The sequence below is a fragment of the Undibacterium sp. GW821-FHT11H02 genome (assembly GCF_058808015.1).
Genome location: NZ_JBXARG010000011.1, coordinates 60,452 through 76,518 on the forward strand (window position 1 = coordinate 60,452; position 16,067 = coordinate 76,518).

Annotated in this window: 12 protein-coding genes; 7 read left to right on the forward strand and 5 right to left on the reverse strand. The window is 46.6% G+C overall.

Annotated features, from left to right (window positions below):
• Positions 1 to 14 precede the first annotated feature (14 nt).
• Complete coding sequence (locus AC1RR2_RS12460; RefSeq protein WP_493222585.1) at positions 15 to 1,487, forward strand: hypothetical protein; 1,473 nt, start codon at positions 15 to 17, stop codon at positions 1,485 to 1,487.
• Between the two features lie 597 nt (positions 1,488 to 2,084).
• On the opposite strand, the gene recQ is transcribed toward AC1RR2_RS12460, so the two are convergent.
• From recQ to AC1RR2_RS12475, 3 genes are all read right to left on the reverse strand, one after another.
• Positions 2,085 to 3,917, reverse strand: coding sequence for a DNA helicase RecQ (gene recQ / locus AC1RR2_RS12465; RefSeq protein ID WP_493222586.1), 1,833 nt, complete (start codon positions 3,915 to 3,917; stop codon positions 2,085 to 2,087).
• 13 nt (positions 3,918 to 3,930) lie between these two features.
• Complete coding sequence (locus AC1RR2_RS12470; RefSeq protein WP_493222587.1) at positions 3,931 to 4,770, reverse strand: undecaprenyl-diphosphate phosphatase; 840 nt, start codon at positions 4,768 to 4,770, stop codon at positions 3,931 to 3,933.
• 481 nt (positions 4,771 to 5,251) lie between these two features.
• Positions 5,252 to 5,536 (reverse strand): YkgJ family cysteine cluster protein, encoded by a 285-nt coding sequence (locus tag AC1RR2_RS12475; RefSeq protein WP_493222588.1) that lies wholly within the window; start codon positions 5,534 to 5,536, stop codon positions 5,252 to 5,254.
• Between the two features lie 245 nt (positions 5,537 to 5,781).
• Between AC1RR2_RS12475 and AC1RR2_RS12480 the strand changes: the two genes are divergently transcribed.
• The 4 genes from AC1RR2_RS12480 (at position 5,782) to AC1RR2_RS12495 (ending at position 9,145) form a co-directional block, all read left to right on the forward strand.
• Positions 5,782 to 6,417 (forward strand): TetR/AcrR family transcriptional regulator, encoded by a 636-nt coding sequence (locus AC1RR2_RS12480; protein WP_493222589.1) that lies wholly within the window; start codon positions 5,782 to 5,784, stop codon positions 6,415 to 6,417.
• A gap of 277 nt (positions 6,418 to 6,694) precedes the next feature.
• Positions 6,695 to 7,345, forward strand: coding sequence for a protein-L-isoaspartate O-methyltransferase family protein (locus AC1RR2_RS12485; protein ID WP_493222590.1), 651 nt, complete (start codon positions 6,695 to 6,697; stop codon positions 7,343 to 7,345).
• Between the two features lie 42 nt (positions 7,346 to 7,387).
• Positions 7,388 to 7,711: a rhodanese-like domain-containing protein gene (locus AC1RR2_RS12490; protein ID WP_493222591.1), complete on the forward strand. Its 324-nt coding sequence runs from the start codon at positions 7,388 to 7,390 to the stop codon at positions 7,709 to 7,711.
• A 117-nt stretch (positions 7,712 to 7,828) separates the two neighbouring features.
• Positions 7,829 to 9,145 carry a TolC family outer membrane protein gene (locus AC1RR2_RS12495; RefSeq protein WP_493222592.1) on the forward strand — a complete coding sequence of 439 codons (1,317 nt, stop codon included), beginning with the start codon at positions 7,829 to 7,831 and terminating at the stop codon, positions 9,143 to 9,145.
• A gap of 156 nt (positions 9,146 to 9,301) precedes the next feature.
• On the opposite strand, the gene AC1RR2_RS12500 is transcribed toward AC1RR2_RS12495, so the two are convergent.
• Positions 9,302 to 12,925: a ribonucleotide reductase barrel domain-containing protein gene (locus tag AC1RR2_RS12500; RefSeq protein WP_493222593.1), complete on the reverse strand. Its 3,624-nt coding sequence runs from the start codon at positions 12,923 to 12,925 to the stop codon at positions 9,302 to 9,304.
• Between the two features lie 348 nt (positions 12,926 to 13,273).
• Between AC1RR2_RS12500 and AC1RR2_RS12505 the strand changes: the two genes are divergently transcribed.
• A complete protein-coding gene (locus AC1RR2_RS12505; RefSeq protein ID WP_493222594.1) occupies positions 13,274 to 13,642 on the forward strand; it encodes a FeoA family protein in 369 nt (122 codons plus the stop codon).
• Positions 13,639 to 15,549, forward strand: a complete 1,911-nt coding sequence (gene feoB / locus AC1RR2_RS12510; protein WP_493222595.1) for a ferrous iron transporter B — start codon at positions 13,639 to 13,641, stop codon at positions 15,547 to 15,549. Before AC1RR2_RS12505 ends, feoB begins: the two co-directional genes overlap by 4 nt.
• Before the next feature lie 22 nt (positions 15,550 to 15,571).
• Here feoB and AC1RR2_RS12515 read toward each other — a convergent pair whose 3' ends face one another.
• The gene (locus AC1RR2_RS12515; RefSeq protein ID WP_493222596.1) at positions 15,572 to 15,991 is read right to left on the reverse strand and encodes an SRPBCC family protein; all 420 of its coding nucleotides are present in this window, start codon (positions 15,989 to 15,991) and stop codon (positions 15,572 to 15,574) included.
• Positions 15,992 to 16,067 lie beyond the last annotated feature (76 nt).

Below are 16,067 nucleotides of genomic sequence, written 5' to 3' on the forward strand. Positions count from 1 at the left end.
GTGGAGCGTGTTGGATGAAGAATGTAGTTTTGATTTGGATGCAGCCTTTTTATGCCAGGCTAAATAATGAAGGCTTGAAATCGCTATTATTGGTGATGGCCATGTTTCCTGTGCTCTCACAAATTTTGGCATTTTTCTCGGAATGGAATAAAGGCGATGGCTTTCACCTAAAGGCATTTGCCATCGCTTTTGGCTTCAGTTTCGTCGTCTTGTTGATTATTGTTTTTTACATTTGGTTTGTCATGCTGATACAAAATATCGGCTTACAGTTTTCGCCTGCTAATGCAGGCTTGGTACCTCGCATTAAAACGTATATGCAAATCGCGATCGTCACGCCTATTGTGTTGTGTGCCGCGGTTGCGGTATTAGTGAATTGGCTCATTACACACAAAATTTCTATGTTGCCAGGATTTGTTTGCGTAGTGGTTACGGTATTTTGTATGTTGATCGTTCGCAGTCAATGGGCAGTGATTCCCATGGTCATTAGCTTTCAACTTCCTGCGATGTTAAAACTCTCGGGCGTTGAAAATATAGAGCAACAGATTGAGCGAACAGTCGGCCTACCCTTGAATCTGGTTTTACTTTTAGCGGCTATCCTCGTTGTAGGTTTGAGTGTGCGTTGGGTGTTCTCAGTGAAAGATGAGAGTTTATTTAGAATGCATAAACGTACTGTAAGCTTTCGTCACAATTTGAGTGGAGACAAAGCACATGAGACAGGCATTATGCATGCATTGTCTAGTGCGTTCTTCTCATGGATGAATTTTTGCGTTAAACAAGCTTCGTTAGAGAATTCAAATCAGCGTAGCAAGCAAAATCTGATTGCGTTTGGACTTGGCCCTCGCTTGCATTGGCTGACTATTTCAACACAGTTACTGGCTATGCTGATCTGGGGTCTATTTTCGGTATTTGTACTGACTCGGTTTTCGGCAAAATCAAATGGCGATTTTGTGAGTGGATTCGGTATGGGATTTGGTGCCATCGTTATAATGTCGCAACCCTTACTCTTAGGTTTGCAAATGTTTTACTCTTTATACCAAACACGTGCGGAACAGGCTTTGGTCAGTTTGACACCTGCGGTTCAAGATGCGCAATTGCAAGATAGCTTGCTTCAGCGATATTTACTAAGGCAATTTTTTATCCTATATAGCATTAGTGTCTTGGTTACGGCGTTGGTTTGTGGATTCGTGTTCCCATTTGATTTAAAAAGTGCCGCCATGGTGTTATTTGTCAGCACAATTTTTCCTATGGTTTTGGTGATAACTCGTAATCACTCGGCCATGCGTTCCGCTTCGGATCACCCTTTAATAAAGCTTCTGCTTATTTGTGTCGCAATTTTTGCTGTGTTTTTCTGCGCCTTGCTGGCACTGCCTTTGCAACTGATCTGGTTGTATTCCCTAGGCATAATTATCGTGACTATCGTGTTATTGGTCAGATCTATGCAATTAAGAAAGCAGTCTAGGATGTTTCCGGTTGGTCGGGCTGCGTAAATGATCTTAGATCATGCTGCATTCCCAAAAGTTCTGGCTTTAATTGATCCGGTTTGAGATGTCAAAAATGGTGCGAGGATTTGAGTGAGTTTTAGGTCGCCCGCTGGCATCGCATAAGTAAAACTATAAAATGAATGAGGTTCGATAGAGTTCGCACGATGAAAAAAGTCTGACTCTTTGGATGCAACCCATCTATATGCGCTTGAATAGAGAGGGTAAAAAAATCTTTGTATTTCTTGCTGGCTTTATTCCCAATTGCTGCACAGATGATTACAGGTTTGCTGGTTTTTTTGGGGCAGAAAAACCTTGGTATTGACTCGGCAGCATGCACGTATGGAGAGTGTTGCTGATCACCCGCTTCTTAAGTCTTTTGTCGTATGCGCTTTGCTTTTTACGGTTGGCTTGGCGATGATTTTTTATATGCCGCTGAGCGTGACGTTCGTCTTTTGTGCTTTGGTCTTGGTGATGACAGTAATTCTGTTCACACGCTATAGACGCCTGCAATTATCACGATCTATTTTTCCTGTCGGGCGCGCTGTTTAGTTCGACTAGATTGATACGACGGAGTTGAAGGGAGTTTTGCCGAGTTCGTCGGGTTTATAAAAACTCGGCAATTAATTTAACCAATTCTGCACCATAGCTTTCTAATTTTTTGGCGCCGACGCCGGTAACACCACGTAGATCGTCAAGCGAGCGTGGTTTGGCTTTGGCGATCTCACGTAGGGTAGTGTCGTGAAAAATAATGAAAGCGGCGGTGTTGTGCGCTTTGGCTGTTTCGACGCGCCACCAGCGTAGGCGCTCGAAGATCGCTTGCTCACTGTCCGACAGATTCGTCTCAGAAAAATCTTTGGCGGATTGGCGTTTATGTTTGACTGCTTTTTCTGCTTTCTTATATTGGCGCAATTGTATTTTGGTTTCGCCACGTAAGACCGCACGTGATTCTTCAGTTAATTTTAGCGAACTGTAATTTTCGTAGTCGACGGCGACTAATCCAAGTGCAATCATTTGACGTAATAGCGCGCGCCATTCAGCTTCGCTTTTATCGGAACCTATCCCGTAAGTCGAGAGTTGATCGTGACGCCATTGTTTTACGCGGTCGGTATCAATACCCCGTATTACGTCGATCACATGACCCGCGGCGAAACGTTGATCGACGCGATAGATCGTTGAAAGAATTTTTTGCGCCGCGACGGTGCCATCGAATGAGCTGGGTGGTAATAAGCAGGTATCGCAATTGCCGCAAGGCTGAGACGCTTGTCCAAAGTAATCGAGAATGTGGACGCGACGACAGTTCAGTGTTTCGCATAAACCCAACATGGCGTCTAATTTGATGCCTTGTACTCGCTTGAAGGTTTCATTCGCTTCCGACTCGTCTATCATGCGTCGTTGTTGCACCACATCCTGCAAGCCATAAGCCATCCAAGCATTAGCGCTGGCCCCATCGCGTCCAGCGCGTCCGGTTTCTTGATAATAACCTTCTATACTCTTCGGCAAATCTAAATGAGCGACAAAACGCACATCGGGTTTGTCTATGCCCATGCCAAAGGCGATGGTGGCGGTCATGACGATGCCATCTTCACGCAGAAAACGCGCTTGATTTCGATAGCGATCAGATTGCTCCATGCCGGCATGATAGGGCAGAGCCGTGATGCCATTTTCATTTAGGAACTCGGCCGTCTCTTCGACTTTTTTGCGTGACAGGCAGTACACAATACCCGCGTCGCCGCTGTGTTGTGCATTGATGAAATCGAGTAATTGTTTGCGCCCATTTGCTTTCTCGACGATTTGATAGCGGATGTTGGGCCGGTCAAATGAAGAGACAAACTGCATGGCATTTTCTAATTGCAGTCTATGGATAATTTCATCGCGCGTTTGTTGATCCGCGGTCGCAGTCAAGGCTATCCTGGGCACATCGGGGAAGCGTTCGTGCAGTATCGAGAGCTTGATGTATTCGGGGCGGAAGTCATGCCCCCATTGTGATACGCAGTGTGCTTCGTCAATTGCAAACAGTGCTAGCGGCGTTACGCTTAGTAGCTCTAAACAACGTTGCGTCATTAAGCGTTCTGGTGCGATATACACCATGTCCAGTTCACCCTCCCGCATCATACGTTCTATACGCATCGCTTCTTCAAAACTCTGAGTCGAGTTGAGAAAGGCAGCACGTACACCGACTTCGGCTAGTGCATCAACCTGATCTTGCATCAAGGCGATTAAAGGCGAAACCACGACACCGACTCCGTGCCGTATCAAGGCTGGAATTTGGTAACACAATGATTTGCCACCGCCTGTTGGCATCAAGACCAGCGCATCACCTCCTTTGACCACATGATCGACAATCTGCCCTTGCTGCGAGCGAAATGCGGGGTAGCCGAAAACCGTCTGCAGCAGGTGCAGAGCCTGATCTTGTTCTGGTGTGGTAGCTTGCTGCATAAGTAACTTGAACCTATTCCGCCCAATGAATTACACCGGTATACGCGGTAATCAAAATCATGCAGCCAAAGGCGATGCGGTACCAGGCAAAGGCATTGAAATTATGCGTGCTGACATAGCGCAGCAACCAACGTACGCAAAAGAAGGCAGAGATAAAAGCTGCCACCGTCCCCAAGCTAAACATTGGGATATCGGCGCTGGAGAGCTCATGTCGGGCTTTATATAAAGAGTAAACCGTCGCGCCCAATAAAGTTGGAATCGCCAGAAAGAAAGAAAACTCGGTTGCTGCTTTACGCGACATACCAAACCACATACCACCGATAATGGATGCGCCTGAACGGCTGGTGCCCGGGATTAAAGCAAATGCTTGTGCCAGACCAATTTTCAATGCATCGCTGATACGCATATCGTCGACGGTTTCTATCTTGGAGGTAGGTTGAAGCTTATTGTGTTGATGGCGGCGTTCTGTCCACAAGATAATAATGCCACCTAGAATGAAGGCGAGTGCAACCGGCTCAGGTTTGAATAAATACGCCTTAATTTGCTTACTAAATAATAAACCGAGTATGGCAGCAGGTAAGAACGCGACAATCACATTGAGTGCAAAACTCTGAGCGGTGCGATCATGACCCAGACCTTTGACCACGCTAAAGATACGTTGCCTATATTCCCAGCAGACGGCAAAAATCGCACCCGCCTGTATCACAATTTCAAACACTTTTACTTTTTCACCAGTGAAATTTAACAGACTACCCGCTAGGATTAGATGACCTGTGGACGAAATTGGCAAAAATTCCGTGAGACCCTCGACGATGCCCATGATGACAATTTTGACTGCGAGTAATAAGTCCATAGCGTGATGAATATTTTTAAATTAGAAAATGCTGAGAAGGCACGAAGCTTATCATGGGCAGGCAAGGCCTGAACCTAAAATTGACGAGAAAGTGAGTGAGAATCAAGCAGCGCGGAAGTTAGATTCAAGATGATTATTTAAGCTTTGTTGGTTAGGGCCTGTTAACATTTAAATTGGGAGATGCGTTCAAGCCAAAAGGCGGGATGGCAAGGCGTAGTTCGCCGCCGAGGCTGGTGCCTCGGCAAGAGCTACAACGCTGTCCATCGCGCGTTTTGGCTTGAACCCTTCGGGAATGGGTAAAACGGGCACATGGCGTTGTTGCAAGTCGCTTACAGTGCTCGCACTGCGGCGCGCCTTGACGGTGAAGTCAGGGTTTAGAGCAGCATGCTGCTCACTGACGCAACGAAGCATCCTTGCAAGGATGCTTTCCTTTAGCGATAGCCTAGCCCTGTGCCCGTTTTTCCGCATTCGCACTCCCAATTTAAATGTTAACAGGCCCTAGATCTGGGGCGGTCGATTGCTCCAATACCTGCAACCAATGCAAAGCATAGTCGCGCGTATCACCACACATTTCTTGTGACGCTTGTAAACCTGAGCAGCATGCGGGCCGACCAGGCTGAGCAAAAATAGCGCAGCGCAGGTCCGCCGTCAATTGGATGCAAGGTATGCCAGCAGGTTTGCCATCGGGCATTCCTGGAATTGGACTGGAAATCGAGGGGGCGATGCAGCAGGCGGCACACTGCGGGCGACATTCTTTGGTTTTCATGGACGTATTGTAAACCGAGTGCCTTTATTTCTTGCTCGGTCTAGTTGAAATTTGCAACTAAATTTGTGGGAGTCGGTTATTTTATATGTGCACTCTGGCATTTTAAAAAGATATTTCAAAACTTTATGTTGTTGGTCTTGCCTGGGTATTTCGAGGATTTGTTGCTGGACTTGCCTTGACCAAATTGAGCATACCGCTTACATTACTGACTCTAGAGTAAGTTAATTTTATGGTGTGTTTTTAATATGATGTCATGCCCTTTTAAGCCACGCTGGGAGCGACGTAAAGATGCGCGTCCGCAGGAGCTATTGGATGCTGCGCTTGATCATTTTGTGGCGCGTGGATTTGCGGCGACCCGTTTAGATGATGTGGCAAAGTCGGCTGGTGTGTCGAAAGGCACTTTGTATTTGTATTTTTGCAGTAAGGAAGAATTATTTAAGGCCGTTGTGCGTGAATCCATCGTGCCATTGATTGGTGAGGCTGAAGAGGTTATTGAGCAATTTACCGGTACCAGCGAAGATCTGTTTCGCAATTTGATGCGAACTTGGTGGGGTAGTGTGGGCGCCTCTAAGCTCTCGGGTTTGCCGAAACTAATGATGGCAGAAGCCGGTAATTTCCCTGAACTTGCACGCTTTTATCAGGAAGAAGTGGTTGATCGCGGTGAAAATTTGGTGACCAGCGTATTGAAACGAGGTATCGCGCGTGGTGAGATACGCCAGCTTGACTTGGAAATCGCGCCAAGGATGATTACCGCACCGATGATTATGATGATGATGTGGAAACATTCCAGTGGCGTGTGTAAAGTCGATGACGCTAAATTGCCAGCCTATCTTGAATATTATATTGACATGGCTTTGCGCAGTATTTTGATAGAAAAGTGATCATTAATCTACAAGCTGTCGTCGACGAATTTGGGCACTTGATACTTTTTTACCAGTTTGGCCTGAGTATTATTTTAAAATTGCGTGATTCCTGCGAAATCACCGAATAAATCGCGCTGATTTTGGCAAATATTGATGTAAATGCTTCTTTTCATGGCGTGCTTTGATAAAATGCAGTTTCTTTTTCGGGCGTAAACTGAATAGACTTGTTCTTGTAGTAAATAGCTAAGATATTCAGAATGACCTTTGACAACTAATGCAAGTGAGTAAATTGACCATGAACATCGAACAAGCCCGTTTTAATATGATAGAGCAGCAAATTCGTCCGACCAATGTGAGTTCGCCAGAGGTCTTGGAGTTGCTCAGTATTGTAAAACGTGAAGACTTTTTCCCAGCAGCGCAAAAAAGCCTGGCATTCTTTGATACTGGCCTGCCTTTGTTTCCTGGCATCGTTTCTTTAACGCCGAAACTGGAAGCCCGCATAGTTCAAGAAGTCGCAGCGAAAAAGACGGATTCCGTGTTAGTGATAGGTGCGGATACTGGTTACCTGGCCGCTATGCTGGCCTATCAGGCGCGCCATGTGACAGTGATGGAAGCCGTGCCTGAAATTCGCGAGCTGGCACAAAATAATATTACTAAGAACGGTATTCGTAATGTTGATGTGCAATGGGGCGATGCAATGCAAGCAGGCTCATTCGCTGCATTCGACGTCATCGTGGTGACAGGTTCCTTAGAATCCTTGCCACAATCCTTGCAAGAGCAACTCAATGTTGCTGGCCGCCTATTTGTCGTAGTTGGCAGTGAGCCAGTGATGACCGCGCAGTTAATCACGCGCGAGTCCGAGTTATTCTTTAACACGAAAAAGTTATTCGAAACATCGGTGCCGCGCTTGTCTCAAGTTGCGCCAGCATCGACATTTAGTTTGTGATTTCTTTGAATTAAATCCATCGTTTCGGTAGAAAAAATACTTATGCAAAATATGACTGCACCCGAGTTAGCACAATGGTTAGCCGATTCTTCAAAAAAAGCGCCATTTTTACTTGATGTTCGGGAACCTTGGGAGTATGAAACTTGTCATATTCCTGAGTCGCAGCTCATACCCATGCATACAGTGCCTTTGAAGTTTGAGCAGTTAGATCGTGAAGCCACCATAGTTTGTATTTGTCATCACGGTGGTCGCAGTATGCAAGTAGCACATTTCCTCGAGAGAAATGGCTTTGATCAAGTTGTTAATTTGACCGGTGGAGTACATGCGTGGGCATTGCAGGTTGATACCTCAATGGCTACATATTAGGGCAGTCTTTAGTGGTGCTAAAGACGCCTGCATTTGATTTATTCAGCTCATTTGTAGCCATCTGCTTGAAGGCAGATCATCAATTGAAGTGATATTTAATTTTTTTCGGAGCATTTTATGCGTAAATCTATTATCGCTAGTGTTATCGCGACCGCGTTTCTTTCCTTGAATGCCGGCGCCAGCGATTTGCTGCAAATCTATAAAGAAGCTTTAGTCAATGATGCCCAATTTAGTGCAGCACGTGCTTCAAAATTGGCCGGTCAGGAACGCTCTGTCCAAGGTCGTTCTAGCTTGTTGCCAAGCGTAGGACTAAGTGCTGGTGTGACAAAGACGCATTCAGAATTTGACCCAGATGTTGGTGCAACCACTACCAGCAATAGTACAGGTCGTTCTATGACTTTGTCCTTGTCTCAGCCGTTGTTCAACATGGCAACTTGGGAGAATTACGAACAATCTAAATTAGCAGTAGTTAGTTCAGATTTGCAATTCGCCGCAGCACAACAGGATTTAATGTTACGTGTTAGTCAGGCCTATTTTGATGTCTTAGCTGCACAAAATACTTTAAAAACCTTGCAAGCGCAAAAAGTAGCGGTAGCAGAACAATTGGCTTCGGCAAAACGTAACTTTGAAGTGGGAACTCAGACGATCACGGATACCCACGAAGCCCAATCACAATATGATTTAATTACCGCACAAGAATTAGCTGGACAAGGTGATTTAGATGTAAAACGTGCAGCCTTGCGCCAAATCATTGGTAAAGATGCCGGTGATTTGGCTATCTTAAAAGACGGCGTGCAATTGAGTGCACCTATTCCTGCTCAGTTGAATGACTGGGTAGAGTCTGCGGAAAAACAGAACTTTTCTGTCGCCGCTTCGGAAGTGTCTTTGGAAGTAGCAAAGCGCGAAATTAAGAAGAGTCGTGCTGGTCATTTGCCAACCATAGATCTCTCTGCGAGTACTGGTCGCAGTACGGGTTCATCCGCTACACTGCCACCTGGCGTGAGTAAGCCAACTACGATAGGTGTTTCTGTCAAGATCCCTATTTTTAATGGCTTTGGCACCGATAGCCGGGTACGTGAAACGATTGCTTTAGAAGATAAAGCCCGCAACGACCTAGAAACTGCACGTCGCAGTGCTGCACAGACGGCACGCCAGTCTTATATTGGTGTAGTTAGTGGTCTGGCGCAGATCAAAGCTTTCGAAGCCGCTGAAATCTCCAGTCAATCTGCTTTGGACTCAACCAAACTTGGTTACCAAGTTGGTGTGCGTATCAATATCGACGTTTTGAATGCACAGCAAAAGCTGTCAAACACACGCCAAAGTTTGGCTAAAGCGCGTTACGATTCCATCATGAGTGGATTGCGTTTGAAAGCAGCGGCGGGTTCTTTGAAAGAAGCTGATCTGGCAGAAGTGAATGCCCTGTTGATAAAGTAAATTTTCTCGAAATTCCCCCAATAAAAAACCCGCTCGATGCGGGTTTTTTATTGGTGAAGTTTTGGGGTGATTGAAAAGCTTTCGAAATTCCAACTTATTTAGTGAGATAGCTGACGGTAGTGTAAGTCACATTGTTTGTTGATGCCGAATAAAATTCTATCCGCAAGCCCCAACATATCCGCAAGAAACACAGCGCGAGCAGCCATCTATTTTTTGTAATGCATAAGCGCCGCAATCAGGACATTTTTTACCTGTTGCCGTATAGGTCATGGGAGCGGATTCGACTTCATATGCTAAGTCATCCATGCCGTAGGCAAGCTGTTTGTTTTTGAATTTTTCTGCCAATACAACGATAGGCACCTGATTACCACCTGCGTCTAAGAAGCCACGCTTCATCAATATGCGTTGTAGGGAATAGCCAATCGCTGCGACTTCGGATTCATGAAACAAGGGGGCTTGTGAACCATCATCTTTGGTGATCATGCCACAACGTACAGTACCTTTATCCCATACTACTTCGCGCATGTCGGCCAGCGCTTTGGCGATGGAGCCGCCTGAGCGTGCTGCCATCGACAGCAAACGCATACTAGCGGAAATCCATTGCTGCCCATCGTTTTTTTGGCCCGCAGGCATGAAAAATTCAAACGGTCGTTCTATGGTCGCTAGTTCACCACCCACCATGCCTTGAATATGAATGAAGCTGACCGTCAGATAAACAGTTTTTTTGCCTTCATAGGTCATGTACTGCACTTTGGATGTGACTGATTCGAGATCGCCAAATGGACGGCCATCAAATTGTTTGCGCAGCAAATCGTCATCCGGTACGGCCTTGATCACGGACGCAGGGGTTTCAGTGCTGACGGATAAAACGCTGCCTAATATATTGTTGGGACGATAGGTGGCAAGGCCTTTGAGCCCAGCGCGCCAGGCATCCATATAGAGATTTTGAAAATCTGCATACGGATAATCAGCCGGCACATTGACGGTCTTGGAAATGGCGGAATCGACATAAGGTTGTACTGCTTGCAGCATCAGCATATGATCATTCGCCGACATATTTAAAGCAGTGACAAAGGCGGGCGGTAATTTGCTATCGTCCGATACGTCATTACCTAAATGACGATACAGACGCCAGGCATGATCAGCCACTTCATAGATTTTACTGTCGCCTACTGCCATGCGTTTTTTGCGGTTATAAACCCAGGAAAACGCGGGTTCGATACCATTCGAGGCATTGTCGGCAAAGGCTAATGTAATCGTGCCGGTTGGTGCGATTGAGAGTAAGTGTGAATTACGTAAACCATATTGCGCGATTTGTTGGCGTAAATGATCGGGTAAGCGTTTTGCAAACGAGCCTTGTAAATATTGCTCACTATCGAATAAAGGAAATGCGCCTTTTTCTTTCGCGAGTTCGACTGAGGCTTGGTAGGAGGTGTTACGCATAGCCTCGGCAACCTGGGTCGCAAATGTGCGTCCTTCCGCCGAGTCGTAACGTAGGCCCAGCATCACCAAAACGCTACCCAAACCTAGGAAGCCCAAGCCGACCCGGCGTTTCGACATGGCTTCGTCGTGTTGCTGTGGCAGCGGCCATGCGGTAGCGTCGAGCACATTATCCAGCATGCGGGTAGCGACACTGACGACGGTTTGAAATGCCTCAAAATCGAAACTCGCCTGTTCGGTAAAAGCAGACTTTGCGAAGCGCGTTAAGTTAATAGAGCCGAGGCAGCAGCAGCCGTAATCGGGTAAAGGTTGTTCACCGCAGTTGTGTACATACAAACCATTGGCATCGAATGCATTGATACCCGGAATTTGCACGTCGTAGACCATTTCTTCGCAGTCGAAGCTGATGCTCGCGACGGTTGCGCTAAAGCGTTCGCGATTTAATTTGCGACGATAATTTGTCAATGCTTTGTCCAAGGCATCGCTTTTTGCTGTATCCGCGAATCCTATTAGTTCAGCATAGCGCTGTAGATTGTCGCCGCTAATACACAATTCATGCACCACTTGTGTCAGGTAAAGTGCCTTGCCACCATGACCATCGGGCATCATCTTTTCTACAGGGTGTGGCCCTTTGCGTTCTTGATAAAGCGTGGCGACGATGCCTAGTCGCATTAACATACGTTGTACGCGTTGCAGCGTGTCGATATTGCTTTGAGTTAAAACTACACTGATGCCTTTTTCTTGTGTGCCTTGTACTGAGCCATCAGCGTCAAATAATCCGCGTAGAAATCCAATGTAAAAATCCGAAGAGCTCGTTTCAAACGCATCGTGCATGATTTTCGCTTGAGGGCGCATGCCTAATTCGAAAGCTAAATCTCTCAAGCTACTATTTTTTAAACGATATTCGTCACGTCCCTTTATCGCACAAAAACCTTGAAAATCCGAACGGGTTTTCAGCTCTGTCATTGCGTGCTCTGCGGCTGCGATGATGCCATTGCTGGTCGCGAAGGAGCTGCCATTGACTTGGTGTTTGATTTCTTTGTCCCACACACTGAGTACGGCTGTTTCTTCTTTTAGCGTGCCATCACCCAAGAGCAGGCCGATCAAGTAGCCCTGATTTTCTGAATAATTCCCTTGCCAGCCAAGATAGTTGCGATGATTGTGCAGGGCAATTTGAACACCAGCTGTGAGTTCGCCCGCTTTGACCCAACTAAATTCTTGGCGGTAGCGAGTCGACTTTGTGATTTTTCTGACCAAATGATCATGGGTCAGACGCAATTCTTGACCTTCTTTTGTCTTCAGTTTGAAGACGGGTTTTATTCCCGTTGCAAAGAAACCTAAATCGCTCGATGCAAATTCTTGTCCATTAATGATGGCATGAAATGGAGTACCTAATAATGCACTGACTTGTTTGGCACCTTCTGACGTGGCAATCCAGGTATCTGCCGTCACGCAAGGATTCGTGGCCTCTATCGTTTCACAATAGTGCAAATTGTTTTCGGCATTGATACGGGATAAAAACAAAATGCCAGGCTCGGCGTGATCGTAAGTCGATTTCATGACTTCATCCCACAAGTCGCGCGCCTTGACGGTTTGATATACCCACAAGCCTTGCTCATTTTGATAAGCACCACTGAGCTTTTTATCGTCGCTGGGTTCGGCTTTATGGGTTAGCAGAAAATCGCCATCGGCGGCAACCGCATTCATAAAGGTATCGGTGACGCCTATAGAAATATTGAAGTTAGTCAGGCCACCTTGATCCTTAGCATGAATAAATTCAAGAATGTCGGGATGATCGCAACGCAGAACACCCATCTGCGCACCACGTCTGGCACCGGCTGATTCAACCGTAGAGCATGAGGCATTGAATACTTGCATAAACGAGACGGGACCAGAAGCACGTGAGCGGGTGCCGCGTACTAAGGCATCTTTGGGACGTATTGTTGAAAAGTCATAACCGACACCACCGCCGCGACGCATAGTCTCTGCCGCATCTGATAGGGCGGTGTAGATACCTGGTTTGCCATCAGTGGTGCTGGAAACTGAATCACCGACTGGTTGTACAAAGCAGTTGATCAAGGTGGCGTGTAAATCCATCCCTGCGGCTGAATTAATTCTGCCTGCAGGTACGAAGCCATTTTTTTGTGCCCATAAGAATTTCTCTTCGTAGTAGGCCTGGAAGTCGGGTGCCTCAACGCTGGACAGGGCTTTGGCGACGCGTGCCTGGACGTCCTGAATGGTCGCTTCTTCGCCTTTGGCGTATTTTTCCAGAAGGACATCGAGGGAAATTTCTTGTGGTGACATATCGGGCCATCCTAGGATTTTGTCGTTGGCATTCATGCTAGTTTTTTCGTGGAGTGAGATCAGAGTGTGATGCTTTTCAGCAGAAATGGATGCTTCATTATAGACCTCTGTACAGCTTTTTCCTTGACTCTTCTCAATTAGAAATTATTAAAATTTAAGCAATTTTTACTCAGTTAGACGCTTTTTATGGAGTGCTAAAGGCGAGGAAAGATTCAGGATTGTCATGAATTTTTTGATATTTGATAAAAAATGGCGAATCTATTGATATAAGTTAAAGAATTCATCGTCGCGAGCACGCCGACTTTGATTTACATAAGAATGATTCTCGTTTATAGTTTTGTCTTGAAACAAGTTTCTTCATTGATCGCGACCCCGACTAGTATTATGAACTCCATAAATGCAAATATGGCAACGCCTGCGAATTTCACCAAGCCAGTACCGGCAGTACCGCTGCCATCGCCATCGCTGAGCATTTCCGCTGAAGTAAAAAAGCTGGCGGATATTGCGATTGGCGAAAAATGTGTGGTGCGTCAGTTGCTCGTGCCGACTGGTATGCCGGAATGGTTGACTCAATTAGAAGACATAGGATTTATCGCAGGAGAGCCAGTGACCTTGATGGCACGCGGTGCCTTCGGCGGAGATCCCTTGGTGGTTCGTATCGGCTTGTCAACTTTTGCCTTACGTAAAGCCGAGGCGGCTTGTGTGCTGGTTGATGTGTTGGCAAACGATTTAGAGAATAAGGCTGCTGCATGAAACAGCTTAAACCCGCAGCGACACAGTCAGTTATTCACTTCCATGCCAGCGGTCCCTTAGTTGCCTTAGTCGGCAATCCCAATTGCGGTAAAACAGCCTTATTTAATCTACTCACCGATAGCAAACAAAAAGTTGCGAATTACGCCGGCGTGACGGTGGAACGCAAAGAAGGGCGCTTGCATACTGCGTCCGGTAAAACCTTGCGCGTGTTGGATTTGCCCGGCACTTATAGTCTGCATCCACGTTCTCCTGATGAACGTGTCACGCATGATGTTTTATACGGTAATGCGATAGGCGAAAAACGGCCTGACTACGTAGTATGCGTGGTGGATGCCACGAATTTACGGCGTGGCTTGCGTTTAGTGATAGCGGTACAGCGTCTCGGTATTCCTTGCATGGTGGCGCTGAATATGACGGATATGGCAGAACAGCGTGGCCTGCATATCGATGAACAGGCCCTAGCACGCGAGTTAGGTATTCCTGTTGTGCGCACGGTGGGTATCAAGCAAGGTGGCGATACTGCCTTGAAAGCGATGTTGGACAATATTCAAGCTTTAAATAGTCACGCCCATCTGGACGACAGCGATCCAGCAATCCAATCGCACACGGATCTCGATCATGAGCGTGTGCGCCAGATTTTGGCAAAATTGGGTTTGGATGAAATAGTCCCCCATAACACGAGTGATAAGATTGATCGTGTCGTGCTGCATCCCGTAGTCGGACCTACGCTATTAGCCGTCATCTTATTTTTGGTGTTCCAAGCCGTGTTCGCTTGGGCAACCGTCCCCATGGACTTGATTAAAGAGGGTACGGAATGGCTGGGTGCAAGCATTTCCACATTGTTGCCTGAAGGTTGGGTACAAAGTTTGATCGTCAACGGCATTATTGCTGGCGCTGGTGGTGTGATTGTGTTTTTGCCGCAAATTCTGATCCTGTTCTTCTTTATCTTGGTCTTGGAAGAGTCGGGCTACTTGCCACGTGCTGCTTTCTTACTGGATCGCTTGATGGGAGGAGTGGGCTTGTCGGGTCGTTCATTCATTCCCTTGTTGTCGAGTTTTGCCTGCGCGATACCAGGCATCATGGCTGCACGCACGATTGCCAATCCACGTGATCGTATGGTGACGATTATGATCGCGCCATTGATGACTTGTTCCGCACGTTTGCCGGTATATGCCTTATTAATAGGGGCATTCATTCCACAGCGAGATGTATGGGGAATTTTTGAATTACAAGGATTGGTTTTGTTCGCCCTATATGGCGCAGGCATTATCGGCGCATTGGCCGTGGCTTGGGTCTTGAAACGATTTACCGCGCAAAGCCAGATACGCACTTTGATGATGGAACTACCGAGCTACCATTTACCAACTATTCGCAATGTCTTGATAGGTTTAAAGCAGCGTGTGGTGATTTTTATGAGTCGCGTTGGGGGCATTATTTTGATGCTGACGATCGCTTTATGGTTCCTCGCCAGCTATCCCGGCGCACCCGCTGGCGCAACCGGAATGCCGATAGAATATAGTTTTGCGGGTTACATCGGTAAAGCTTTGGCAGTCGTGTTCGAGCCTATCGGTTTTAACTGGCAAATCAGTATTGCTTTGGTGCCTGGTATGGCGGCACGAGAAGTGGCTGTCAGTTCTTTAGGAACTGTGTATGCTTTGGCAGCGGCTGGTAGTGACACGGCTGAAGCCTTAATGCCTTTGATCGCAAAACAGTGGAGCATAGCGACCGCATTGTCCTTGTTGGCGTGGTATGTTTTTGCACCACAATGTTTGTCGACGATAGCGACTGTCAAGCGTGAGACTGGCGGTTGGAAAATGCCTATGATTATGCTGGGCTATTTATTTGCACTCGCTTATTTGGCCTCTTTTATTACTTACCGAATCGCACTCGCTTGTGGTTTGGGCTAACTAAAACAAGAACACGATCAATCTAAACAAGTTGGGCGAGGTTTTCTAAAATACTCGTCCAACCTTGAATCACACTGGCTTCATAATCTGACCACACGCCTTCATGCACCAGATGTAAAACGCAACCATGCTCTGATTTGTTAATACTGAGCGTGACGTAGGTGGCAGGAAATGGATTGCCACCAAAACTAAAACGCAGATGCTGTGGCCGGTCGATTTCCAAGTACTCACCACGATGCTCGGCATCGACACCATCCCTGGTTTCGATAATGCAAAATTTGCCACCAACGCGCGCGTCGATTTCCACGGTTTTCATAATACCCGTCGGTGTGGCAAATAAAAATTTCCCTGCTTTCTGCGGATCTAACCAGGCATCAAAAATGGCTACAGCGGAGGCCGTAAATTCACGTGATACTTTGACGGCGCAGGTGGTTTGGGTCATGTTGCTCTCCTTCTTAGTTCTTTGTTTAAATAAAAGCGAGTGTCATTTTTCTGTACGAAAGAAACTGCCTCAAGAT